Annotated in this window: 25 protein-coding genes and 4 pseudogenes; 17 read left to right on the top strand and 12 right to left on the bottom strand. The window is 69.6% G+C overall.

Annotated elements, in window-relative coordinates; genetic code table 11:
- Positions 1-24 precede the first annotated feature (24 nt).
- Together O3W51_RS34065 and O3W51_RS34070 are read left to right on the top strand one after the other, a co-directional pair.
- Entirely contained in the window at positions 25-666 is a 642-nt protein-coding gene (locus tag O3W51_RS34065) for a TetR/AcrR family transcriptional regulator (RefSeq protein ID WP_138352052.1), read from the top strand.
- Complete coding sequence (locus O3W51_RS34070; RefSeq protein ID WP_138352051.1) at positions 659-1,006, top strand: nuclear transport factor 2 family protein; 348 nt, start codon at positions 659-661, stop codon at positions 1,004-1,006. The genes O3W51_RS34065 and O3W51_RS34070 overlap by 8 nt, the downstream gene beginning before the upstream one ends.
- A 122-nt stretch (positions 1,007-1,128) precedes the next feature.
- Here O3W51_RS34070 and O3W51_RS34075 read toward each other — a convergent pair whose 3' ends face one another.
- Entirely contained in the window at positions 1,129-1,707 is a 579-nt protein-coding gene (locus tag O3W51_RS34075; RefSeq protein ID WP_269288250.1) for a DUF6817 domain-containing protein, read from the bottom strand.
- A gap of 179 nt (positions 1,708-1,886) precedes the next feature.
- On the opposite strand from O3W51_RS34075, the gene O3W51_RS34080 reads away from it, so the two are divergent.
- From O3W51_RS34080 to O3W51_RS34095, 4 genes are all read left to right on the top strand, one after another.
- Positions 1,887-2,876, top strand: a complete 990-nt coding sequence (locus O3W51_RS34080; RefSeq protein WP_138352049.1) for a LysR family transcriptional regulator — start codon at positions 1,887-1,889, stop codon at positions 2,874-2,876.
- Between the two features lie 4 nt (positions 2,877-2,880).
- The gene (locus O3W51_RS34085; protein WP_138352048.1) at positions 2,881-3,495 is read left to right on the top strand and encodes a VOC family protein; all 615 of its coding nucleotides are present in this window, start codon (positions 2,881-2,883) and stop codon (positions 3,493-3,495) included.
- Positions 3,496-3,644: 149 nt separating this feature from the next.
- The gene (locus O3W51_RS34090; RefSeq protein ID WP_138352047.1) at positions 3,645-4,052 is read left to right on the top strand and encodes a VOC family protein; all 408 of its coding nucleotides are present in this window, start codon (positions 3,645-3,647) and stop codon (positions 4,050-4,052) included.
- 17 nt (positions 4,053-4,069) lie between these two features.
- Positions 4,070-5,395, top strand: coding sequence for an MFS transporter (locus O3W51_RS34095; RefSeq protein ID WP_244809696.1), 1,326 nt, complete (start codon positions 4,070-4,072; stop codon positions 5,393-5,395).
- On the opposite strand, the gene O3W51_RS34100 is transcribed toward O3W51_RS34095, so the two are convergent.
- Positions 5,316-5,648 (bottom strand): SRPBCC domain-containing protein, encoded by a 333-nt coding sequence (locus O3W51_RS34100; RefSeq protein ID WP_138352046.1) that lies wholly within the window; start codon positions 5,646-5,648, stop codon positions 5,316-5,318. The two genes, O3W51_RS34095 and O3W51_RS34100, sit on opposite strands and share 80 nt — an antisense overlap.
- Here O3W51_RS34100 and O3W51_RS34105 point away from each other — a divergent pair.
- The gene (locus O3W51_RS34105) at positions 5,647-6,411 is read left to right on the top strand and encodes a GNAT family N-acetyltransferase (RefSeq protein ID WP_138352045.1); all 765 of its coding nucleotides are present in this window, start codon (positions 5,647-5,649) and stop codon (positions 6,409-6,411) included. The genes O3W51_RS34100 and O3W51_RS34105 overlap by 2 nt on opposite strands.
- A gap of 66 nt (positions 6,412-6,477) precedes the next feature.
- Here O3W51_RS34105 and O3W51_RS34110 read toward each other — a convergent pair.
- Both O3W51_RS34110 and O3W51_RS34115 read right to left on the bottom strand, forming a co-directional pair.
- Positions 6,478-7,131: pseudogene (locus O3W51_RS34110) on the bottom strand (hypothetical protein); the annotation flags it as partial.
- Positions 7,092-7,574: pseudogene (locus tag O3W51_RS34115) on the bottom strand (NADP-dependent oxidoreductase); the annotation flags it as partial. The pseudogenes O3W51_RS34110 and O3W51_RS34115, both read right to left, overlap by 40 nt.
- A 258-nt stretch (positions 7,575-7,832) precedes the next feature.
- Here O3W51_RS34115 and O3W51_RS34120 point away from each other — a divergent pair.
- Positions 7,833-8,489 carry a maleylpyruvate isomerase N-terminal domain-containing protein gene (locus O3W51_RS34120; protein WP_138352044.1) on the top strand — a complete coding sequence of 219 codons (657 nt, stop codon included), beginning with the start codon at positions 7,833-7,835 and terminating at the stop codon, positions 8,487-8,489.
- Here O3W51_RS34120 and O3W51_RS49015 read toward each other — a convergent pair.
- A complete protein-coding gene (locus O3W51_RS49015) occupies positions 8,476-8,688 on the bottom strand; it encodes a hypothetical protein (RefSeq protein ID WP_381586659.1) in 213 nt (70 codons plus the stop codon). The genes O3W51_RS34120 and O3W51_RS49015 overlap by 14 nt on opposite strands.
- Before the next feature lie 117 nt (positions 8,689-8,805).
- On the opposite strand from O3W51_RS49015, the gene O3W51_RS49020 reads away from it, so the two are divergent.
- A complete protein-coding gene (locus O3W51_RS49020) occupies positions 8,806-9,051 on the top strand; it encodes a hypothetical protein (RefSeq protein WP_381586657.1) in 246 nt (81 codons plus the stop codon).
- On the opposite strand, the pseudogene O3W51_RS49025 reads toward O3W51_RS49020, so the two are convergent.
- Together O3W51_RS49025 and O3W51_RS34130 are read right to left on the bottom strand one after the other, a co-directional pair.
- Positions 8,955-9,191, bottom strand: a pseudogene (locus tag O3W51_RS49025) (DEAD/DEAH box helicase family protein); the annotation flags it as partial. The gene O3W51_RS49020 and the pseudogene O3W51_RS49025 sit on opposite strands and share 97 nt — an antisense overlap.
- 47 nt (positions 9,192-9,238) lie before the next feature.
- Positions 9,239-9,790: a YciI family protein gene (locus tag O3W51_RS34130; RefSeq protein WP_138352105.1), complete on the bottom strand. Its 552-nt coding sequence runs from the start codon at positions 9,788-9,790 to the stop codon at positions 9,239-9,241.
- Positions 9,791-9,920: 130 nt separating this feature from the next.
- Here O3W51_RS34130 and O3W51_RS34135 point away from each other — a divergent pair, with 130 nt between their 5' ends.
- On the top strand, positions 9,921-10,487 hold the full coding sequence (locus O3W51_RS34135; RefSeq protein WP_138352043.1) for a hypothetical protein: 567 nt from the start codon (positions 9,921-9,923) through the stop codon (positions 10,485-10,487).
- A 119-nt stretch (positions 10,488-10,606) separates the two neighbouring features.
- On the opposite strand, the gene O3W51_RS34140 is transcribed toward O3W51_RS34135, so the two are convergent.
- From O3W51_RS34140 to O3W51_RS34150, 3 genes are all read right to left on the bottom strand, one after another.
- A complete protein-coding gene (locus O3W51_RS34140; RefSeq protein ID WP_138352042.1) occupies positions 10,607-11,425 on the bottom strand; it encodes a transglycosylase SLT domain-containing protein in 819 nt (272 codons plus the stop codon).
- Positions 11,426-12,135: 710 nt separating this feature from the next.
- On the bottom strand, positions 12,136-13,032 hold the full coding sequence (locus O3W51_RS34145) for a polysaccharide deacetylase family protein (protein WP_138352041.1): 897 nt from the start codon (positions 13,030-13,032) through the stop codon (positions 12,136-12,138).
- A 162-nt stretch (positions 13,033-13,194) separates the two neighbouring features.
- Positions 13,195-14,079, bottom strand: a complete 885-nt coding sequence (locus O3W51_RS34150) for an aminoglycoside phosphotransferase family protein (protein ID WP_198358797.1) — start codon at positions 14,077-14,079, stop codon at positions 13,195-13,197.
- A gap of 519 nt (positions 14,080-14,598) precedes the next feature.
- On the opposite strand from O3W51_RS34150, the gene O3W51_RS34155 reads away from it, so the two are divergent.
- From O3W51_RS34155 to O3W51_RS34170, 4 genes and pseudogenes are all read left to right on the top strand, one after another.
- Entirely contained in the window at positions 14,599-14,769 is a 171-nt protein-coding gene (locus O3W51_RS34155; protein ID WP_244809700.1) for an alcohol dehydrogenase catalytic domain-containing protein, read from the top strand.
- Between the two features lie 158 nt (positions 14,770-14,927).
- Positions 14,928-15,191 (top strand): annotated as a pseudogene (locus O3W51_RS34160) (zinc-binding dehydrogenase); the annotation flags it as partial.
- Positions 15,183-15,752 (top strand): TetR/AcrR family transcriptional regulator, encoded by a 570-nt coding sequence (locus O3W51_RS34165; protein WP_381586654.1) that lies wholly within the window; start codon positions 15,183-15,185, stop codon positions 15,750-15,752. The pseudogene O3W51_RS34160 and the gene O3W51_RS34165, both read left to right, overlap by 9 nt.
- A gap of 193 nt (positions 15,753-15,945) precedes the next feature.
- Positions 15,946-16,602, top strand: a complete 657-nt coding sequence (locus tag O3W51_RS34170; protein WP_138352039.1) for a hypothetical protein — start codon at positions 15,946-15,948, stop codon at positions 16,600-16,602.
- 300 nt (positions 16,603-16,902) lie between these two features.
- Here the strand turns inward: O3W51_RS34170 and O3W51_RS34175 are convergent, their stop codons facing one another.
- A complete protein-coding gene (locus O3W51_RS34175; RefSeq protein WP_138352038.1) occupies positions 16,903-18,225 on the bottom strand; it encodes an MFS transporter in 1,323 nt (440 codons plus the stop codon).
- Between the two features lie 74 nt (positions 18,226-18,299).
- On the opposite strand from O3W51_RS34175, the gene O3W51_RS34180 reads away from it, so the two are divergent.
- The 3 genes from O3W51_RS34180 (at position 18,300) to O3W51_RS34190 (ending at position 20,590) form a co-directional block, all read left to right on the top strand.
- Positions 18,300-18,797: an ArsR/SmtB family transcription factor gene (locus tag O3W51_RS34180; RefSeq protein WP_138352037.1), complete on the top strand. Its 498-nt coding sequence runs from the start codon at positions 18,300-18,302 to the stop codon at positions 18,795-18,797.
- Between the two features lie 198 nt (positions 18,798-18,995).
- Positions 18,996-19,913, top strand: a complete 918-nt coding sequence (locus O3W51_RS34185) for an NmrA family NAD(P)-binding protein (RefSeq protein WP_331284109.1) — start codon at positions 18,996-18,998, stop codon at positions 19,911-19,913.
- An 80-nt stretch (positions 19,914-19,993) separates the two neighbouring features.
- Complete coding sequence (locus O3W51_RS34190) at positions 19,994-20,590, top strand: NUDIX hydrolase (RefSeq protein WP_138352036.1); 597 nt, start codon at positions 19,994-19,996, stop codon at positions 20,588-20,590.
- Here the strand turns inward: O3W51_RS34190 and O3W51_RS34195 are convergent.
- Positions 20,568-21,713, bottom strand: a complete 1,146-nt coding sequence (locus O3W51_RS34195) for an RNA polymerase sigma factor (protein WP_138352103.1) — start codon at positions 21,711-21,713, stop codon at positions 20,568-20,570. The two genes, O3W51_RS34190 and O3W51_RS34195, sit on opposite strands and share 23 nt — an antisense overlap.
- Positions 21,714-21,717: the final 4 nt, after the last annotated feature.

Here is a 21,717-nt window from a genome sequence, read left to right on the forward strand (position 1 = left end):
ATCGTTCAACTACGAGGAGCGGTGATGGGTCGTCAACAAGTGTGGGACCGGGGGGAGGTACTGGCCTCCGCCATGGGGCTGTTCCGTCGTCGTGGATACCTCGGCGCCTCGCTGCGCGACCTCGAAGAAGCGACCGGGATGCACCCGGGCAGCTTGTACCGCGCGTTCCAGAGCAAGGAGGGGTTGTTCAGTGCCGCACTGGACGCCTACAACGATCAGGTGGTCGAGGGCAGAGTCCGCGTCCACCTGCTCGACACGCAGGACCCGGTGGCCGGCATCCGCTCGTTCTTCACCTCGGCGTTCGACGCGAACCCCGGCCCGGAACCCGATCCGGGGTGCCTGCTCACCAACACCGCGGTGGAGTCCTACACCGTTCCGCAGGCCTCGGAAGGCGTACGCCGGGGGCTGGAGACGATCGAGTCGGGTTTCGCCGACGCACTGACGCGCGCCCGCGCCCAGCAGCTCCTGCCGGCGGAACTCGACGTCGAGGTGTCGGCCGTCCAGCTCCTGACCCTCTACCAAGGCCTCCTGGTCCTCGTCCGCTCCGGTACGGCCGCCGCCAAACTGCACGCCATCACCGACGGGGCCCTGGCCTCGATCGGCGCCGGGCAGGCCAAGGCACCCCAGCAAGCCAACGCATCAAGAATGAGGAACAACGATGAGTGATCAACAGCAGCTCTGGAACGACTACGCCGCGTGCTGGTCGGCCGACCCCGCGATACGGCTCACCGCGCTCGGCGCGGTCGCGGTGGACGACGTCGCCTACCGGGACCCGGGAACCGAGGTCGGCGGTCTGGCCGAACTGGACGCCTACATGAACGGCTTCGCCGGGGCGTTCCCCGGACATCGCTTCCGCATCGACGAGGTCTTCGACCACCACGACCGGTCGCTGGCCCGCTGGACCCAGATCGGACCGGACGGCGGGGCTTTCATGTCAGGCGTGAGCAGCGCGGTGCACCGTAATGACCGCCTCGCCGACGTGACCGGGTTCTTCCTTCCCGCCTGAGCGCGTCACGCGGCCTGATGGGAACGCCCTTCCGGGTGGGCTCGGCGACCACCTGTTCCGGTTGCGGGACCCGGTCAAGGCCTTGCCGGCCCGGGCCGGCCCACTTCGGAGCGGACGTCAGGTCAGGTCAGGACCTTTTGGGTGTGTTCCCAGGCGTGGTCGCTCAGTAGCGGCCGCAGCCGGGTGAGCAGACCCAGCAGGTCGTCTCCCGATTCTGCGGGGAAGGCCGGGTTGATGGCGGCAAGGTCCAGTTCGTTCGCCGCGGTGAGTTCGGCGAAGTCCCGCCGTTGGTGCGGGCCAGGGAGGAAGGTGCGCCCGGTGAACCTGTCGCGGAACGTCCCGCTCTCGCTGGTGAGGGTGCGGTAGGAGGCCTTCCGGTCGCAGCTGGCGTAGAAGTACACGAGCTCCTCCGCGCCCGCTCCGATGCGTCGGACCAACTCGCCTCGGGACTCCAGCGGCAACAACGCCGTTGCGAATCCGTCGGTTCCGTAGAAGGCGTGGCACAGGCCGGCCAGTTGCAGATCGCGCCGGGCGCCCCATGCCTTCAGCAGCCGGCTGACCCGTAGGAGATGCTTCAGCAGCGTCCCTCCGGGATGCTCGATCTCTGCCGCACCCAAGGTGCGCATGAATGCGACGGCATCACTTACGGCGTTGTCCCGCGCCGGACCGTGTCCGGTCGGCGCTGATGCTGCGTTCTCCATCGACAGCTCCCTTCGGACGGTCGGGTCGGCACCCTTCCAGCGCCCGGGCGAGGGTCCGGACCCTCGCCCAACCGCTGGGCGGGTTGCCGCCCTGGTACCGGAAGCGATCGTCGTCCGCGACAAGACCCAAGTCAATCCTCTGATTTGCTTGCAACTCCCCAAGCGATACCTTGAATCGCGTGACTCTTGACGACCTCCGTGTCTTCGTCGCGGTGTGCAGAACAGGCAATCTCAGCGCCGTCGCCCGGGACCTTTCGTGCACGCAGTCGGCGGTGAGCCAGCACGTCAGGCGACTGGAACGGGAACTGGGCCTCAGCCTGCTGGAACGGCATCCCCGAGGTGTCGCACCCACCGCTGCCGGACGCATCCTCCACGAGGCGGCCTGCGACGGAATCGGCGGCATCGACCTGGCACTGCGCCGACTGCGGGACCTTGCACGTGGGGACGGCGGATCAGTACGGATCACGACCGGTGCCACGACCGTCCGGCACTTCATGTCCGAGGCCGTCGTCGCTTTCAGGCAGCGCTTTCCCCAGGTGAGCCTGGAATTCCAGACCGAGACCTCCAGCCGCAGTTGCTTCGACGCACTCGCCGCCAACGACCTGGACCTTGCCTGGATCACCATCGGTGCCACCGTCCGCGGCATCGAACAACGTCCCGTCGTCGAACTGCCCTGGGTGCTGGCCGTCAAAGCCGACGATCCGCTGGCAGCCAAGAACCGCATCGAGCCCGCCGATCTGGCGTCCGTCCAGCTCATCCGGCTCCCCGAGAACTCGACCTCGCGCGCCCATCTCGACACCTGCTTCGCCGAGTTGGGGATCCAGCTGGCGTCCGACACCAGTGTCGCCGACTGGGACACCGCGATCCTCCTCGCGGAACTGGGGCTCGGCCATGCCGTCGTGCCCGCCCTTCCCGGCTGGAGCGGGCCCAGCCACCCCGGACTCCGGCTCATCCCGATCCCCGTACTACGCGCCCTGTCCGCCGGATGGGCCGTGCGCCGCTGGGACGCCCTGAGCCCGCTGGCCCGCACCTTCGCCGACACCGTCGCCCACAACTGCACCCCCTGGCCGACGGGCGCCGCGCTGGGGGCGTCGCCGTGCACGGCGGCGCAGGTGACGGAACCGGTCAGGAATCGAGAAGCGCCGGCCGCACCGCCACGCCTAGCGTGAAGCCATGTCCTCCATCGAATCCATCACCCTTGACGTGGCCGACCCCAAGGCCGCCACCCACTTCTACACCGCCGCCTTCGGCCTGGACACCCAGGTGCGCCTGCGGGCCTCGGAGGCACCCACGACCGGCTTCCGCGGGTTCACACTGTCGCTCACCGTGTCCCAGCCGGCCAACGTCAACAGCCTCATCGACGCCGCCGTCGAAGCCGGTGCCACGCCGCTGAAGCCGGTCACGAAGTCCCTCTGGGGCCACGGCGGCGTCGTACGGGCCCCGGACGGGACGATCTGGAAGGTCGCCACCTCGGCGAAGAAGGACACCGGCCCGGCCACCCGGGAGATCGACGACATCGTGCTCCTGCTGGGAGTCACGGACATGGTCGCGAGCAAGCGGTTCTACCTCGACCGCGGCCTGACCGTGGCGAAGAGCTTCGGCCGCAAGTACGTCGAGTTCGCCACCCCGTCGAGTCCCGTCAAGCTCGCGCTGTACGGGCGCCGTGCCCTCGCCAAGGACGCGGGCGTCCCCGTGGACGGCACCGGCTCGCACCGGCTCATGATCGGCACCGATGGCGAGCCTTTCACCGACCCGGACGGCTTCGCATGGGATGCCGCATCGGCCTGACCCGGGCCGCGCACCACACATGCGATGCGGCCCGATTACGGGGCAGGACAACTGCTCAGCAACCGTGGACGGTTGTGGTCGGATCGGGCGACCGGACCGATCAGGAATCGAGAAGCGCCGCCCACCGGACCGCAACTAGCGTGAGCGTCATGGACATCACCATTCACTCGACGTTCCTCCCGCACGACGACCCGGACGCCGCCCTGGCGTTCTATCGCGACATCCTCGGCTTCGAGGTCCGCAACGACGTCGGATACGGCGGATTGCGCTGGATCACCGTCGGGCCCGCCGACCAGCCCGGCACGTCCATCGTCCTGCACCCGCCGGCCGCGGACCCCGGGGTCACCGACGACGAGCGGCGCACCATCACCGAGATGATGGCCAAGGGCACCTACGCCATCATCACCCTGGCCACCGCCGACCTCGACGCCACCTTCGAACGGCTGCAGGCCGATGCCGAAGTCGTCCAGGAGCCGACCGAGCAGCCGTACGGGGTGCGCGACTGCGCCGTCCGCGATCCCGCGGGCAACCTGATCCGCATCAACGAGATCCGCTGAGACGAGACCGATCTCCGGTGCGACCTCACAAGGTGCCCCTGGCGCTCCGACGCCTCGTCCCCCACGCCTACCGGCCGGTCCTCGCCCACCAGGTGTTCCGGCGACTGATCCTCGGCTTCGCGGTCTCGTATCTCGGGGACGGGATGAGCTTCGTCGCGGTCGCGTGGCTCGCCATCGAACTCGCGCCGCAGGCGACCGCGGGGCTGTGGGTCGGCGGCGCGGTGGCCGCCTACACCCTGCCCGGCGTGATCGGCGCCCTGGCGTTCGGTCGCCGTCTGCGCCGGATGCCGGCCAAACGGCTGCTGCTCGCCGACAACGTGGTGCGCGGTGTGTTCCTCGGCGCCGTACCGCTGGCGTGGCTCGCCGGGCTGCTGACGCTGCCGCTCTACCTCGGGCTGCTCGCCGTCTCGTCGCTGCTGCACGCGTGGGGGAGCGCGGGAAAGTACACCCTGCTGGCCGAGCTGCTCCCCGACGAGCAGCGACTCGCCGCGAACACCCTCGTCAGCTCGCTCGGCTTCGCCGCCACGATCGCCGGGCCGGCGATCGCCGGTGTGCTGGTGGCGTACGTCAGCTCCGCGCTCGTGCTCGGCCTGGACGCTCTCACCTACGTGTTCCTCGCCGTGCTCGTCGTCCGCACCCGGCTGCCGCCGTCGGGGCACGTTTCCCCCGTCGACCAGGCGGCCGCCCGCGGTGGGCTCGCGGTGCTGCGGTCGTACCCCGAACTGCTCGGGCTGCTGACGCTCACCTGGTTCTTCAACCTCCTGTACGGTCCCGTCGAGGTCGCCCTGCCGCTCCACGTCACTGCCGACCTGCACGCACCGGGAACGCTCCTCGGCCTCTACTGGATGCTGTTCGGCATCGGCGCGCTGCTCGGCGGGCTCACGGTCGGCGCGCTGCGCCGGCTACCACTGTGGCCTGTGACCGTGTCTATCGTGGTGGCCTGGGGGCTCTGCCTGCTGCCGTTCGGGTTCGACGTGCCGACGGCCGTCACCGTCGCGTGCTTCACGCTCGGCGGCGCTGTCTACGGACCGTTCGTGGCCCTCTCGGTGACGCTCATGCAGGAGAAGTCGCCCCCGCAGAACCTCACCGCGATGCTCGCGGCCCGGAGCGCGGCGCTGCTCACCGCATCGCCGCTCGGCACAGCACTCGGCGGACCGCTCACGACAGCGCTGGGCCCGCGAGCGACGCTCGGCGGCTCAGGACTCGCCACGGTGGCGCTCGGCACTGTTGCCTGCGCCCTGCTGCTGGCTCGGCGCCGAGGGTCTACTCCAGCAGCGCCGGCGGTTCGGCGCGCACGACCTCGGCCGCCATGTCCTGCGGATTCTCGTCGTCGATCATCGTGATCGTGGCGCCGCCCGTCTCCGAGAGATCGCGGTCGGCGGTGTAGGGCGCCCAGGCGGCGAGTTGCCCGGGCTCGGTCAGCGCGGCCCACACCTTCTCGGTGGGGTGGCGCAGGTCGCGGGTGAAGACCAGCGTCCAGCGGCCTTCCGTCGCCTCGCAGTCGGCCTGGGCCAGGGGGCTCGGGTGGGGCGGGAGCCCGCCGGCCGAGATAATTCGGAGGTGGTCATGGACCCCGGCTGCGTAGGCTCCCCCCATGGCAAGCTCAGAACTACGGCGGATCAACGCCTTTTTGTCGGACTTCGCCCGGCGTCAGGCTGCGCGCACCGTCTCCCTCCCGGGAGGCTTCGCCGTACTGGACGACGCTTTCGCACACTCCCGCGCGAACAACCAGGTCGTCATCGACCAGTCGTCGGTCGACCCCGAGGCGCTGCCCGCCATCGCCGACGAGGCGCTGGCGCATCTGCCGCACCGCATGATCTCCGTGCTCGACGACGCGGTCGGGACAGCGTGCGCAGAGCCGCTGCTCCGGGCCGGATACACCCAGTCCACCCATCTGGTCATGCTGCACACCGGCTCGGTGCCGGCCGACGGCCGGGCGGAGGAGGTGGACCTCGACGCACTTCGCCTGCCGCTCACCCGGCGCTGGCGGGGCTTCCTGCCGGACGTCGACGACGAGGTCATCCGCCACCTCGTCGACCGACGCGAGGCCCGCCGCCGTGGCGCCGACGTCGTGCAGTTCATCGGTGCCCGCATGGAGGGAGGAGAGGTCGCCTCCTGGGCAGATCTCTATCTGGATCCGGCATCAGGCGTCGCCCAGATCGAGGACCTGATCTCCTCGGAAGCCCACCTCGGGCGCGGATACGCGAACGCGGTCCTGGCCACCGCCCTGCGCCGGGCCGCCGACGCGGACTGCGATACGCGGTTCCTGACCGCCGACGCGGTGGACTGGCCGCGTCATTGGTACGAGCGCCACGGCTTCACGGCCATCGGCCAATCGCACTGCTTCGACCGCGGCTGATCGTGGGCATGGACATCAACGGCCGGCGCCGCTCCGGTTGCCTGCCGGCGGACGCTTCGCGACGCTCTACTGCGCAGTGATCCGCAGCACCCCTGTGGTCGTCCCCTGGAGCACCACCCGGCCCGGTGCGATGGTTCCGGCCATCTGGAGGGTGTCGAAGATGAAGCCTGCGCCCAGGTACTTGGTGCGCACCACCTTGCCGGTTTCCGGGTCGATCTCGCCGTAGTAGTAGGGGTCGAGGATCGAGGTTCCGTTGGTACCGGGGATGACGGGGTTCCGGATGACCGTGTGGATCATCCCGTCGCTGGTCGACAGGCGCGGCACCGCTGCTGAGCGCACCTTGTTGTCCCATGTGAGGTCGCAGCCCGAGCCGTCCGCCCGGACGTCGACGCGGGAGAAGCCGCCGTAGAAGGTGTCGGAGGCGGGCACGCCGGCGCCCGCGTCGGCGGGGAGTTTCGGGTAGGGGTAGCCGTAGGTGCCGGCGACGAAGACGGAGTTGCCGGCGGCGATGGGGGAGTTCTCGCTGCCGCTGCCGCCCGCCTTGAGCACGGGCACCGAGCAGACCGGTTCTCCGGTGGCCGCCCGGTAGACCAGCAGACTCACGGTCGGCGCGGCGTTGTCGACGATGGTCAGGTAGTCGGTGCCCGTGCCAGGGCCGAAGAAGGTCGGGGTCGAGCCGGTGCCCCAGCTGCTCCGGTGACGAGGACGATGTCCCCCGCGCGGACGTCGGCGAGCCGGGTCAGTGCTCCGTAGGCGGCCGATCCGGGGGAGAGGTACGCGACGGGATCGGGAAGCGTGTCGTCCACAGGGGTGCAGTCGGTTGCGCTCACCAGCGCGTAATCCCGCCAACCGAGCATATGGACAACGGCATCGCCGGTGCGCAGCGGGCTGTCGGCCGGAGCGGCCACCACCTCGCCAACGGCGGGACCGAAGAGCGTGTCTCCGCTGCGCAGCGGCGGGAGGGGCAGGTCGTCACCGTCTGCGCCGATGAGGGTGCGCAGGCCCGGGAAGACCAGGAAGTGCCGGTTCCTGACGAGGACTTGGTCCGGACCGGGCTGGGACAGCGGCGTCGTGGCGACGGTGAAGTGTTCTCGCGTGGGCAGTCCCTCAGGGACGGCGGCGAGGCGGACTTCGCGAGCGGTGCGGGGGAGGGATGCGGTCATGGTCGAGCTCCGTGGGCAGGTCGGGGCAGCGGAACGTGAAGCGTCCGCAGCCGGGGCGCGGTGACGCTAACCCCTGACCCGCACGTCAGGGTCAAGCCGGTCCTTGCCGTTGCCCACCGCGGGCCGACCATCCGAGGTCACTGTCGGCTCCTCGGCACCGGCGACGGATAGCGCGTGAAACGCACCACCCATTCCACGCGGCGACGACAGGCAGAAATGCCCTTGTCCGCCACTGCGGCACCCCACTACCGTGCCTATGTGGATCTCTTCTCACGCTCCTGGGCGGCGTTGCGCACGGCGGTCGCCGAACTCCCGGACGAGGCGTTCGCACTGCCGTCCGGTTGTACCGGCTGGCTCGTACAGGACCTGGTGTGCCATCTGGTCATCGACGCCCAGGACGTTCTGATCACCCTCGTCACCCCCGCCGAAACAGAGCCGACCCGCGACGCGGTGACCTACTGGGACGTCGCCGATACCCCGCCGACCGGCGACGACCCGCTCGACGCGCTGACCGTGCGGCTGGCCGCCGCGTACGGGGAGCCGTGGCTGCTCAAGTTCCATCTCGACGACGTCGGCTCCGCCGCCGGCCGCGCCGCGGAACTCGCCGACCTGGGCCTTCGGGTCGCGACCCGCGACCAGGTCCTCACCGTGGCGGACTACCTTTCCGTCTACGTCCTGGAATGGACGGTGCACCATCTCGACCTCGTCGCGCACCTCTCTGACGCGGCGGAACCGCCCGCGGAGGGGCTCGCACGGTCCCGCGAGATGCTGGAGAAGATCGCCGGGGCCGCGTTCCCCGCGTCGTTCTGCGACACGGACGCGCTGCTGGTCGGCACCGGACGGCGTGCCCCGACCGACGAGGAGAAGGCCGAACTGGGCGAGCTGGCCGCGAGACTTCCGCTCATCCTCGGTTGATCGTCCAGCTGGGCGCCCAGCTGAGCGGGACCTTCGGTTCGGGACGGACGAGAGCTGGCTTGTCCCCGGCTATGCCCATCAGGTAGAGACGGAAGTCGGCCGGGATACGGCTCTGGTCATGGATCGCCGCCCGCGGCCGCCCCAGATCCCCCGCGGTTCCGTGGGCCTCGTCGACGACCGTGAGGTCGAAGGGGGCCATGGCCTGCCCGTACAACAACTCGCCACCTGCCAGCGCCAGTTCCAGCTCCAGGGCCCTCGCGCCTTCCGAAGGCCCTCGGGGTCCGTCGGGCTCTCCCGGTCCACCAGGGACGCGTACGTGGCGAACACGACGACAGGACCGGATCCCACCCACAAGGCCAGCCGGACCGGATTCGTGGTGCCGCGCACCCCGAGCCGCTCCAGAACCTCGTCCGACTCCAGCGAGCACACCGCGACCATCGGGCCGCGGTGGCCGATGGTGCGCCACGCGGCGGCGGTCTGCACCAGCAGGTCCAGCGTGGGGACCATGACCAGGATCCGGCCGTCCCGGAAGCAGTCCAGTGCGGCAGCCGCGGCCGTGTAGGTCTTCCCGGATCCGGTCGCGGACACGACCGTGGCTCGAGCACCGTTGACGGGCACGGCCGACGGTGCAGGAAACCCCAACCACGTACGGATACGGGAATTCGCTTCAACCTGGTGTTCTCGAAGCTGAATCACTAACACCTTTCAGCGGTCACTGAACACACCCGGCGCCCTTGGCCGTCCCCGGGTCAGGACGACCGTCCGCCGAACTGCCAGTTGTGCACCTCGATATCGGCGTACCGGTCCTGGGTCAGGACGGCGCGGGCCGTGTCCGGGTCCGGTGCCCGGACCAATGCCGCCGTGCCCAACCAGGTGTCGCCGTCGTCGGACAGCAGTGGCCCGTAGGCGATCAGCTCGTCCTGGTCGGTCGGTACGGCGAGGTCGGCGGCAGGCCCCGTGCCAAGACCGAGCACCAGGTACCGGTTGCCACCGGTCCGGCCGCCGGGGAAGTCCCACATGGTGCGCCCCAGCGCGTTGCGCCACCGTCGCAGCAGCACATCCCGGTACACGCCCGCCTGGTAGCCGGGCTCGTCGAAGGCGAACGCGCGGGCGGCGGCGGGATCGGGAAGGTCGACGATGTGCATGCTGCCGGTGGGTGTGTCGCCGTCGCCGTCGAGAGTCGGGCCGCGGGCGATCAGCTCCTTCGCGTACCGGTCCATATAGGACCAGTGCTCTTCCAGCAGCTCGTCGCGCAGCGCTACGGAGTCGGGCCGGTCGCGGTGGTAGCAGAAGAACTCCATGCCCCAGGGTCTCGTCAAGGAGGCCATCAGGTCGAGGGGGTTTCACTGCGAGAGTGGTGGGGCGGAGCGGATGTCGGGCTTCTCCTCGATGCCCCTGACGGAGCAATGCCCGGTGGGTCAGACTGCCTGCATGGATCAGGGGGTCGCCGCACTCGTCGGCGCGGTCATCGGTGCGGCGGGTGCTGCCGCGGCGGCCCTCGTCACGGTGCGCTTGAGCCTCCGTGGCGTGCTGACCCAACTGCAGCAGCAGCGGGCGCAGTTCGAACAGCAAGGACTCGCGGACCACGTGCGGGTCCGCCGGGACTCCCGCAGGGGTGCGTACGCGGCGTACGCCGCGTGCTTCTACACCTTCATGGAGATCGTGGCTCGCATCCATGAGATCGCCGAGACGGGCGACACGCGAGCGGCCCTCGCCCTCATTCACGGCGAGGCCGCCGCCGCGCATGCTCAGCTACTGCGCGCCCGCTCGGTCATATCGATCGAAGGCCCCGACGACGTCATCGCGGCGGCCGAAGCCGTCGGTGACCGCGTCCACATCTGGATGGAGATGCCCCTACGGATCGCCGGCGTCTCGCGGCAGTCGCTCCGGACCTCGGACTACGCGTCGATCGAAACCGGATTCCACACCGCCTTCCGCACCTTCACGGAAGCCTCCAACCGGGCCCTTGACGACGAAGGTTCCTGGTCCGCCGCCTGACCCGGATCCCATGGCCGGGCAGTCCCGCATGAAGCGCCAGGGCGCCCCATCCCGTACGACCCCGGGCCACACAGCAACCGCCGTGCGGCCCGAGCCCGGGGGGTGCGAATGCGCCGGGCTCAGTACGCCGAGTCGACGTTGTCGATCGAGCCGTAGTTGGCGGCCGCGTAGTTGCACGCGGCGGTGATGTTGGCGACCGGGTCGTAGATGTCCATCGAGGTTCCCTCGACGTGGTAGGCCTGGAAGGTCGGGTCGATGACCTGGAGCAGGCCCTTGGACGGGGTGCCGGCCGCGGCGTTGGAGTCGGTCAGGTTGATGGCCTGCGGGTTGCCCGAGGACTCGCGGATGATGTTGCGGTAGATGCCGTCGTAGGTGCCGGGTATGCCGTGGGCGGCCATGACGGCCAGCGATTCCTTGATCCAGCCGTCGAGGTCGTCGGTGTAGTTGCCGGCCGAGGGTGTGGCCGACGCGCCGGCGGTCGGCTTCGCACTGGCAGTGGGCTTCGGCGTCTGCGATCGCGCGGCGCGCTCTGCGGAGTCCTGACGCTTCTGCGCGGCCTCCTCGGCACGCTTGCGAGCCTCGGCCTTGGCCCGGGCCTCCGCTTTTCTGGCGCCCTCGGCCTTTCTGATGGCCTCGGCCTTCTTGCGGCCCTCAGCCTGCGACCGTGCGGCCGCCTGCGCCTGCGAGCGGGCCCTGGCTTCGTTCTCGGCCGTCTGCAGATTCTGCCGGGCGATGCCGGCCTGCTGAGCCATGACGTGGTTCGCGGGCACCAGGTCGCGCCCGAGCGCGGCATCCGAAGCGGACGCGTTCTGCGCATCGGCCTCCGGAGTTCCTGGCAGCACGGTGCAGGCGATGGTCGCCGTCACAGCGGCAGCCGACGCGGTGGCAACGACGGCAACGCGAGTCCGATTCGGTCGTTTCCGGGCGTGTTTGCCCATGACTGACCCCATCTCTCCGGGTGTGCGAGTGGCCTCAACGGGCAGAAATGGGACGGAAGTTCTGCGGGCGCACTCTTCGGTTGGGGGAGATGTCTAGCGTCAGGTAAAACGACTCAGCAACCACCCTTGCTACTAATCGGCATCGTTGGCCGCTGAAACCGCAACCGATTCCCGCCATATCCTCGCCAGGCGTACTGGAAGAATCGACCACTATCCGGAGTCGTATGTGGCGTGCGTCATATGACGAGGCTCACACTGGGCTCGGCGATTGCCCTTCTGTCCGCCAGAGTGGGACAAAAGCACCTGCCGTCCACGTCGATCCGTACGGCGGAGCAGGTCGCCGGCAGGCTCACACCCGGCATCGGATGAGGCCGCCGAATTTGCCGGGTCAGCGGCTACGTAGATCGCGGGCGAGCTGTTTCCGGCCCTCGTCCGAGAGCACTTCTCCTCCTTCGGAATCCTGACTTCGGAATCCGCAATGCCGCTCAGAAACCGAGACCGGGGCGACCTGCTCGCCCACGCACTCGGAACGTGGCCGAACCAATGACCACGGGAGCAGAACTGCACAGCGCGCACGAGCGGCCCGGCGACACTCCACGGGCGGCGCAACATCCCCGGTCCCAGGGCTGACGCTGCCTCAGAAAGGGACCAAGTGAACCGCACTCACTTCCATGGGCCCGTCCTCCCGGGCGGCAGAGCGAGTCAGCGCATCAAGGGCCGGTGTTCCGGGACCAGACCTGCTGGATCGCTCTGTAGTCGATCACCACAATTCCCTCCTCGCGGAGAACTTCATAGGCCTGTGGCGATGTCAGGAACTCATGATCCGTTCGGCGCACCAGCCAGCCGTCATCCACCGCTTGTGACTCCTGGCCGCCGAGGCCGGGATGCACCGCCCATTCATTGAGGCCGGCCGGCAGATCGTGCAGCAACTGTTCGTATCGGGCGGCCTTTCCCGCGATGTCGAGGGAAAAGCTGTCCAGAAAGTCGTTGTCGATCACCGGCCGGCCTAGGCTCCGTACCGTCCGACGCCCGGGAGCAAGCCAGACCCGCACCGCAAGGCCGTACTCGGCAGCCAGTCCTACGGTCAGGTCGAGAATGTCATCGCGACCTCCGTCGGCCAGGCAATGGAAATCGAGATGGGTCGGCGTGAGTCCTCGGTCGGCGACGGCATTGATCTGTGCGCGGAACTCGAGTTCGACTTCGTCAAGCCGGGCTTGGCCGAGCAGGGTCGCCCGTCCGGCGGGCGTCGGTGCGAACAGCTCCCCTTCCTTGTTCAGCAGGGAGGGCACCTTCTCTCGCGCGGTGATCGGTGCCCACCGGGAGTGGGTCACCTCGCAGACCAAGGTGAGGTGGATGCCGAATGCCATCCCGGGTCGTCGGCCGAGAAGTTGCATGGCGTGCGGTGCCGACGGGCACAGGGCCATCAGACTGCAGGAACTGGCGATTCCCTGCTCGATCGACTCGACGACCGCGGTGTTGATTTCGGGGTACATCCCGAAGTCATCGCAGTTGACGATCAGCAGTCGGGCATCAGGCGGAAACCCCAGCAACTCACTCGACTGAAGAGAAGGCGGGACGACGGAGGGGCTGAGAGCATCTGCATCCATGCTCGCAGTGTGAGACCCGGGCAGGGCATCGTGCACGGGGATTTGGCTGCTCCCGGAGATCCCGGCGACAGCGTGGTTCGTTGGAGAATGCGACGGTGCGGTGCAGACGGCGTCGGGGCGCGCTGAGGGCAGCGATGTCGTGCGCGGGAAGGTGGTCGGCGGCTATGCGGAGGTCGCGAGGATCTCCCGGATGACGTGTCGGGCGTTGGCTGAAATGATCGGATTGGTCGTCCGGTAGTAGGGCAGTTGGATGACTGCCATGGAGAGCGCCCAGCCCCGGCTGCGAGCCCAGGTCGCGTCGTCCACGTCCACCGTTTCGCGATACACCCGCCGCGCGGAGGCGGGCAGCAGGTTCCAGGCGGGGATGAGGTCGGTGGCCGGTTCGCCCATGCCCACGGTGCCGAAGTCGATGACTGCCGAGACGCGGTCGCCGGCGAGCAGCAGATTGCTCGGCATGAGGTCGGAGTGCGTCCAGCAGGCCGCGCCAGTCCACAGCGGTGCCGCGAGTGCCTTCTCCCAGGCCGCGGCGATCTCGTCGGCGTCGAAGGGTTCGTCGGTGCGGCGCAGCGCCTCGATCGCCGCCCGCATCTCTTGGTCTTCGGCGATCAGCGGTTCGCCCCGGTGCGCGGGCGGGCCGTCGGGGAGATCGATCGTGCGAATGGCGACTGCGAACTCCGCGAGGGAGCGGGCCACGAGCTCGGGCTCGGCCAGGTCACCTTCGGCCGGGTTACGGCCGTCGATCCACCGGTGTACCGCCCAGGGCAGGGGGTATCCCTCGCCCGGGGTGCCGGTCGCCACTACTTCCGGGATCGGCAGTGGCAGCAGCGGTGCCAGCCGGGGGAGTAGCCGCGCCTCCATCGCGATGGCCTCGCCGCCGCCGGGGCGCAGTGGCAGCCGTACGGTCAGGTCCTCACCGAGCCGGTAGATGGCATTGACGGTGCCTCCGGAGGCGAGTCGGGTGATCGGCAGGTCCGCCCACTGGGGGAACTGCGCACGCAGCAGGCGCCGAACCAGGTCGGCGTCGGTCTCCGCTTCGTCCGCGTGCATCGTGCCCATGCCCCTACCAGATCTCTCGGTTCCTACCAGGATCGTTCCCCGCCAGGATCATCGTATTGCGGGCGTCATGAGCGCGAACCGCAGATGTTTGTGCTCCCCATCTGCTCCCCAGGCCCCGTCGACTCCTCCAGGTGCCGTCAGCACGCCGCCGCTTGCTCATCAGTCAGAGACTCCAACGGCACGTGGCGGCCGGCCGCCTCCGGCCGGACAGCTCAACGGATCTCCCTGAACCTCCACAGCAAGACCCGCGGGAGCAGCGGTAACCGTGGGAAAACCGGAGATCCGAGCCCGGGTTGCCACGGGCAGGACGATCACAGGAGGACATGCCGTGCGGGCAATCGGATGCGAAGTCAACGGCGGGCCCGAGGTTCTGCGCACCATCGAGGTGCCGACCCCGGAAGCCGGCCCTTGAGAAGTGCTCGTCCGCGTGGCCTACGCAGGAGTGAACTACGCCGAAGTGCAGCACCGCCTCGGTGACTTCGGCCCGCCGACCCGCTCGACATCCCCGGTATGGAGGCGTCCGGGCACATAGCCGCGGTCGGCGCGGGTGTCACCGGACTCGCCGTCGGGGACCCCGTCGCCGTGTACCTTCCCGAAGGCGGGGGCTACGCCGAATACGCGGTCGCCCCAGCCCGCTTCGCCTTTCCGCTGAGCACGCCTGCGGGAGCGAGATCGACCTGAAGACCGCAGGCGGAGCCGCACTCGTCCTGCCCACGGCCTACGGCATTCTCGCCGAGGCGGCGCGGCTCCGCGCCGGCGACTCCGTCCTGGTCCGTGCGGCGGCAGGAGGCGTGGGTTCCGTCGCCGCCCAGATCGCACGTGCCCTCGGCGCGGCCACGGTGTACGGCACGGTCAGCAGCATCGACAAGGCCGAGTACGCGAAGCGTCGCGGCTACGACGCGGTGTTCCGGCGCGACGGCTTTCCCGACGCGGTGCGGGACACGACCGGCGGGCGGGGCGTGGACGTGATTCTCGATCCGGTCGGCGGACCCACGCGCCTGGCCAGCCTGGCCAGCCTGGACACACTGGCTCCCTTCGGTCGCGTCGCCGTCTACGGTGAAGCCGCTCGCCACTCCGACCTGAACCTGCCGATCCTGGGGCTGTGGAAGAACAATCGCGCTCTGACGGGCTACAACATCGGTGACGTCTCCCGTTGGGCCCCCGACCTCCTGCGCACGCACGCTCCGGCAGCACTCGAACTTGTCGCCGTGGGAACCGGCACCCTCTACCGCAACTTCCCGACCCGGGAGGCACTGATCGAGGCGGCGTACCGCAATGAAGTGGCCCGGCTGTGCGACGCCGTTCCTGGTCGCCTCTCGGAGATGTCGCCGCCCGAGGCTCTGCGTGCGTGGACCCGCCGCTTCATCGACTACGCGACTGCCAAGTTCGGCATGGCGGACGCCCTGCGAGCCGTCGTCGCCTCGGGAACCAATCCCTGTGCCGACAGTCACGAGATGATGCAAGCCGCCCTGACCGCCCTCATGGACGCCGGCACTGCTGCCGGAGCGATCCGGGCCGACATCAGCCCGACCGACATGTTCGCTGCCCTCGCCGGCATCGCCCTCACCTCGGCCAGGCCCGAGCAGCGAGAGCAGGCCGAACGCCTCCTCGACCTCACCCTGGACGGACTGAAACCCGTGCAACCGCCGCTCCCCGAGAACTGACCGAGGAACCGGGAGGAAGCCAGCGGCCTCGCCGCCCGAAGGTCGTAGGGGCGCGCCGTTGTGTGAGCGCATTCGCATCGGGGGCACCACAACCTTAAGGAAAGTTAAGGAAGTTGTGGTGAGTCGGCTGAGAAGAACCGGAACCGCTACTCGTACTTAGCGTCACACGGAACCGACCCCACAGGAGTCCCACGTGTCACGCAAGAAGACGCTCACCACGAAGAAGAAGATCGCTCTGCTCATCGGGACCGCCGTAGCGATCGGCGGTACGGCAGTGGTGATGACCGGCACCAGCCAGGCATCGGGTGTCTGCGACGGGCTGACCACCGCCCTCCAGAACAACGAGCAGTTCATCGCAGGTCAGCGCGCCCAACCCGATGCCCAGTCCGAGGCGCGCATCGCCAACCGGCAGGCCGTCATCCAGCAGATCAACCGCATGCAGGCGGCTTCCGGGTGCGAGGTCACAGGAGGCGGCGAAGCTGCCGCGCCGCCGGCCCAGGAGCAGCCGCCGGCGGAGGCGCAGCCTCCGGCCGCGGAAGAGCCGCCCGCCGAGGAACAGCCTTCCGGCGCTGACCAGGCCGGTGGTGACCAGACCAACGTGGGTGACGTCGTCTGCGTCGGATCGACGGTGACCCTCTCCGGTGAGGGTGGCGTCCCCGCCGCATCCAGCAATCAGTTCCCGGTCGGCACCACGCTCAAGGTGACCAACCTCGACAACCAGAAGTCGACGACCATCAAGGTCGCTTCCACGTCCGGCAGTTGCGCCCTGCTCAACAACGCGGCCTTCGAGCAGGTCCGCGAGCCCGGCAAGTTCCTCATCCGTAAGGCCCGGATCGAGCGCGTCGGCTGACCTGGACGGATCTCAGGGCGTGCCGTTCCTCCGTCCACAGCCAGTACGGGCTACGGGTTATGGGCATTTCGGCCGAAGGAAATGTTCCCCGGAGGAGCGGCCGCGCCGGACCGGATATTCGGCGGCTCGTGCTGCTGAACGGAGATCGACCCGGTCCCGGTGATGGACGTCGTCGAGGACAGCTCGACGTTCGCCAGCTCTCACATCCTGGCGCCGTGGATACCGGAGGGCGACCACAGGTCATCGGCGCACCGGGCGGCGGCCGCGCTGGTGGTGCCGAGACAGGTACTCACCTTCTCCTCAGGGCTTGCTCGGCACCAACGAGCCGGCGGCAGTGCCACCCTCGGTCGCCGGCTCCTCCCCGTAGGACGGCAGTTCGCGCATGCGGCGCAGCGGTGACAGGAAGACGGGCAGGAAGGTGAGCGACTGGCCGATCGCTCCGGCCAGCAGCGTGCCGCGGACGCCGATCGTCGAGCCGAGCAGGCCGCCGAGCAGCGCCCCGAAGGGCATCGTGCCCCAGACCAGGAACCGCATCGTCGCGTTCATCCGGCCGAGCAGCCCCGGCGGGCACAGCGCTTGCCGGAAGCTGACCTGGTTGATGTTGTAGACCACGATGCCCATCCACATCGCGATCTGCGCGACCGCGAGCAGCCCCACCGTCCAGTCACGCTGTACGAACGGGGTGACCAGCGCGCAGGGTCCGGCGACCGTGCTCGCGATCCAGATGGCCGGGCCCTGGCCGACCTTCGCGGCGAACCGTCCGGCCACCAGCGCGCCGATCAGGCCGCCGACCGCCGCGGTCGAGGTGAGCAGGCCGATGACTCCCGGCGAGAGCCGCAGTTGGCGGGCGAGGAACACGTAGAAGGCGGCGGAGATCACCGAGCCGAACAGGTTGGCCGAGCTGGTGCACATGGCGATGGCGCGGAGCATCCGGTTGCTGAGCACGAACCGCAGGCCGTCGCGGATCTCGCGGAGCAAGTGGGCGTCGGGGCTGCGCTCGGGGCGCGGTGGCCGGACCTTGATCCGGGTCACCCACGCGGCCGACCACAGAAAGCTCACCGCGTCGACGAGTACCGCGTACGGCGCTGTGAGCGCCTGGATCAGCGCGCCGCCGAGGCTCGGGCCTGCGATGTGACTGACCGATTCGCTGGCCTGGAGCTTCGCGTTGCCCTCGACCAGCAGCTCCCGGTCGACCAGTTGGGGCAGGTAGGACTGGTAGGCCACGTCGAAGAAGACCGTGCAGACCCCGGTGGTGAGCGCGACCACGTACAGCTGCTCGATCGTCAGCACCCCGAGGAGCTGTGCCACCGGGACCCAGGCCAGGACGGCGGCCCGGAGCAGGTCGTTGACGATCAGTACCGAGCGGAAGCGCATCCGCTCCACCCACGCGCCGGCCGGCAGGCCCACCACGACGAACGCCGCGGTCTCGCACGCCGTCAGCACCCCGACCTGCCAGGTGCTGGCGTGCAGCGCCAGGATGGCGACCAACGGAAGGGCCAACTGGCTGACCATCGTCCCGAACTGACTGACGGTCTCGCCGGCCCACAGCCGGCGGAAGTCGGCGTGCCGCCACAGTCCGCCCCGGTTGGGCGGCCGGCCGGGACTGGTCTCGGGAGCGGTCATGGGGACCACCTTGAAAGAAGTGATTGAGGTTTGTCAATCACTTATTCTTCCGGCGTCTCAGTAGGATGTCGACCATGACCGAACGCCGGCCGGCCACCGACGAGGAGGCGAAGGCGCTCGCTTCCGCCCTCCGCCTGCGCATCCTGCGCATCTGCCTCGGCGGGGCGCGCACCAACAAGGAGATCGCGGCGATTCTCGGCCGCGATCCCGCCAGCGTGCTGCACCACACCAGGACGTTGGTGCGCACCGGTTTCCTGGAGGCCCAGGAGGAGCGGCGCGGCGCGCGCGGCGCGCGGGAGATCCCGTATCTGGCGACGCAGAAGTCCTGGCGGCTCGATGCGGCCGCGCAGGACGGGTCGATGCTCGACGCGTTCCTGGAGGAGCTGGCCCTGGCCCCCGCGGCCGACGTCGACAGCACCCGGCTGGGGCTGCGCCTGCCGCCGGCGGAGATGGAGCAGTTCCAGGCCCGGCTCCACGCACTCCTCGACGAGTTCGCCGGCCGCCCGGACGACCCGACCGCGCCCGCCTGGTCGCTCTTCGTGGTGCTGCACCCTGACCCGAACCGGCCCTGAACAAGGGCCGTCACCCGCGTCCTATCAGCCGAGCCCGGTTGGGCGCGTATGGCCGCACTTTCGCCCCGAGGTTCCGAACGCCGGTCATGGATGCGCGTCTGGCGGGCAGGCTCCCACCGCTGGAGGTCCGTGTGCGCAAGGGGCCGGTTCGCGGGTGCGGGCTTGCCCCGTGAGGCGACTGCGGTCACACGGAGCTGAGTGTATCGATCGCAATTTTTTGTGCAGGAAAGGGGCATTTCGATGAGCATCGTGGTCACCACACCGACCGGACACGTGGGATCGCGCGTGGTGCGGTTACTGCTGCAGGCGGGCGTTCGTCCGCGCGTTCTGGTCCGTGACCCTGCCCGCCTGGATGAGGAGACCCGAGCGCGGGTCGACGTGCGCCAGGGTGATCTGACGGACGCCGGGTTCGTCCGTGAGGCGGTGGCGGGCGCGCGTTCGGTGTTGTGGGTGGATCCCACTCCTCACGCGGTGGAGGATCCGATCGAGGTCTCGGTGCGCACCGCGACGCCGTTGGTGGAGGCCGCCCAGGTGGGTGATGTGGCGCGGGTGGTGCTGCTGAGCAGTATCGGGGCGGAGAAGCGGCACGGGGCCGGACACATCGACGCCCTGGCCGCGATCGAGGAACAACTCGATGCCACCGGAGCGGATGTACTGCATCTGCGGTGCGCGTACTTCTTCACCAACCTGCTGCTCGACCTCGAAGGGCTCTCGAAGGGCGTTCTGACCACGGCGTTCGACCCCGACCACCCGATGCCGTGGGTTGATCCGCGCGACATCGGCGACGTGATCGCGGCCCGGCTGCTCACCGACACATGGCAGGGCCGGGTGGTGCAGGCCGTTCACGGGCCGGAGGACCTCACCTTCAACCAGGTCGCACAGATCCTCACCGAGGCGCTCGGGCACCCGGTCCACATCAACCCCGTCACCGACGACGCGGCGCGGGACGCGATGCGCTCGGCCGGCCTGCCTCCGTCGGCGGTGGAGGGCATCGTGGGGATGGCCGCCGGATCACGCGACCTGGTGCCGGAGCAGCCCCGCGACCTGGTCACCACGACCCCCACCCAGCTCAACGGTTGGGCCTATGCCCAGCTGCGTCCGCTGCTGGAAGGGTGACAGAGGTGACGAACGCCAGCGCGGTCGATCAAGGCTGTGGAACGCTTCGCGAAGCGGGACTGCCTGCCCGGAGGTGAGAAGTGAGCGCGGGGGAGCGGCACACCGAGCCACTCGACGTCCACCTGATCCTGCGCCGCGACAGAGAGGGCGGGCCGGAGGTGCTGCTGTCCCGCAGGGCCGGGACGGTGTACGCGGCCGGACTCTGGCACCTCCCGTCAGGCCACCTGGACGGACCGCACGAGGACGTCGTCACCGCGCTGATCCGCGAGTCGGAGGAGGAGACCGGTGTACTCATCGATCCTGTCGACGTCCGCGCCACCGTCACCGTGCACCACCGCAGCCCCGGCGGGAGCGCCCGCATCGGCCTCTTCTTCGAAGTCCGGCGCTGGCAGGGAACACCCCGGGTCAGGGAACCCGCCGTGTGCGACGCGATGGACTGGTACCCGTTCGATGCCCTGGCGGCGCCGATGGTGGCCTACTGCCGGGCCGGCCTCGACGCCTATCGGATGGGCGGCGGACTTGCCGTCCACTTCCAGCAGCCTGGCGACCCGATCGCGTACGACGCGGCGGCCGACCGGCTGCACGTGATCCCCCGAGCCGGCGACGTAGGCGCAGCGCTGCCCGGGCCGGCGGGGCGAATCCGAGGCCGACCCGTCAGTCCCGCCGGTGGGTGTTGAGCCGGGCGGCCTGGCGCGTCAGATGGTCCCGCTCGGCGAGGTTGGGTGCCTTGAGGGCCGCCTCGGCGTACAGCCGTGCCGCGGTTGTCAGATCGCCGTCGCGCTCGTGGAGGTAGGCCGCCACCGCGGTGTGGCGGGGCAGGGAGTCGTCCAGTGCGACGAGCGCCGCCAGGCCGGCGCGCGGTCCGTCGGCCTCGCCGACGGCCACCGCGCGGTTGAGCCGGACGATCGGGCTGTCGGTCAGGCGCGCGAGTTCGTCGTACCACTCGACGATCTGCACCCAGTCGGTCTCCTCGGCGGTGGGCGCGTCGGCGTGGAGCGCCGCGATGGCCGCCTGGGCCTGGAACTCGCCCAGCCGGTCGCGGACGAGGGCCGCCTGCAGGATCGCGACGCCTTCGGCGATCGACCGGGTGTCCCACCGGCCGCGGTCCTGCTCGGCGAGCGGTACCAGGCTGCCGTCGGGCGCGGTCCGGGCGGCGCTCCGGGCGTGGTGGAGCAACATGAGGGCGAGCAGTCCCGCCACCTCGGGGTGGTCGATCGCGGCGGCGAGCTGCCGGGTGAGCCGGATGGCTTCCGCGGCGAGGTCGACGTCGCCGGAGTAGCCCTCGTTGAAGACCAGGTAGAGGACGCGCAGCACGGTGGCGACGTCGCCGGGCTGGTCGAACCGCACGCCGGAGACGGTGCGCTTGGCCCGGCTGATGCGCTGAGCCATGGTCGCCTCGGGCACCAGGTAGGCCTGGGCGATCTGGCGGGTGGTCAGCCCGCCGACGGCGCGCAGCGTGAGCGCGACCGCCGACGACGGCGTGAGCGAGGGGTGGGCGCACAGGAAGTAGAGCTGGAGCGTGTCGTCCACCGCGGGTGCGGGTCCCGGCGCCGGTTCCTCGTCGACGACGTCCTCACGCCGCCGGCGGGCGGCGTCCGCCCGCGTCGCGTCGAGGAACCGGTGCCAGGCCGCGGTGATCAGCCAGCCCTTCGGGTCCCGCGGCGGGTCGGCCGGCCAGACGCTCATGGCCTTGACCAGCGCGTCCTGCACGGCGTCCTCGGCCGCCGCGAAATCTGCTCCGCGGCGGACGAGGATCCCGAGCACGCTCGGTGTGAGGCTCCGGAGCAGGGCCTCGTCCATCGTT

The sequence above is a fragment of the Streptomyces sp. H39-C1 genome, from assembly GCF_027158125.1.
Taxonomy (GTDB): domain Bacteria; phylum Actinomycetota; class Actinomycetes; order Streptomycetales; family Streptomycetaceae; genus Actinacidiphila; species Actinacidiphila fildesensis.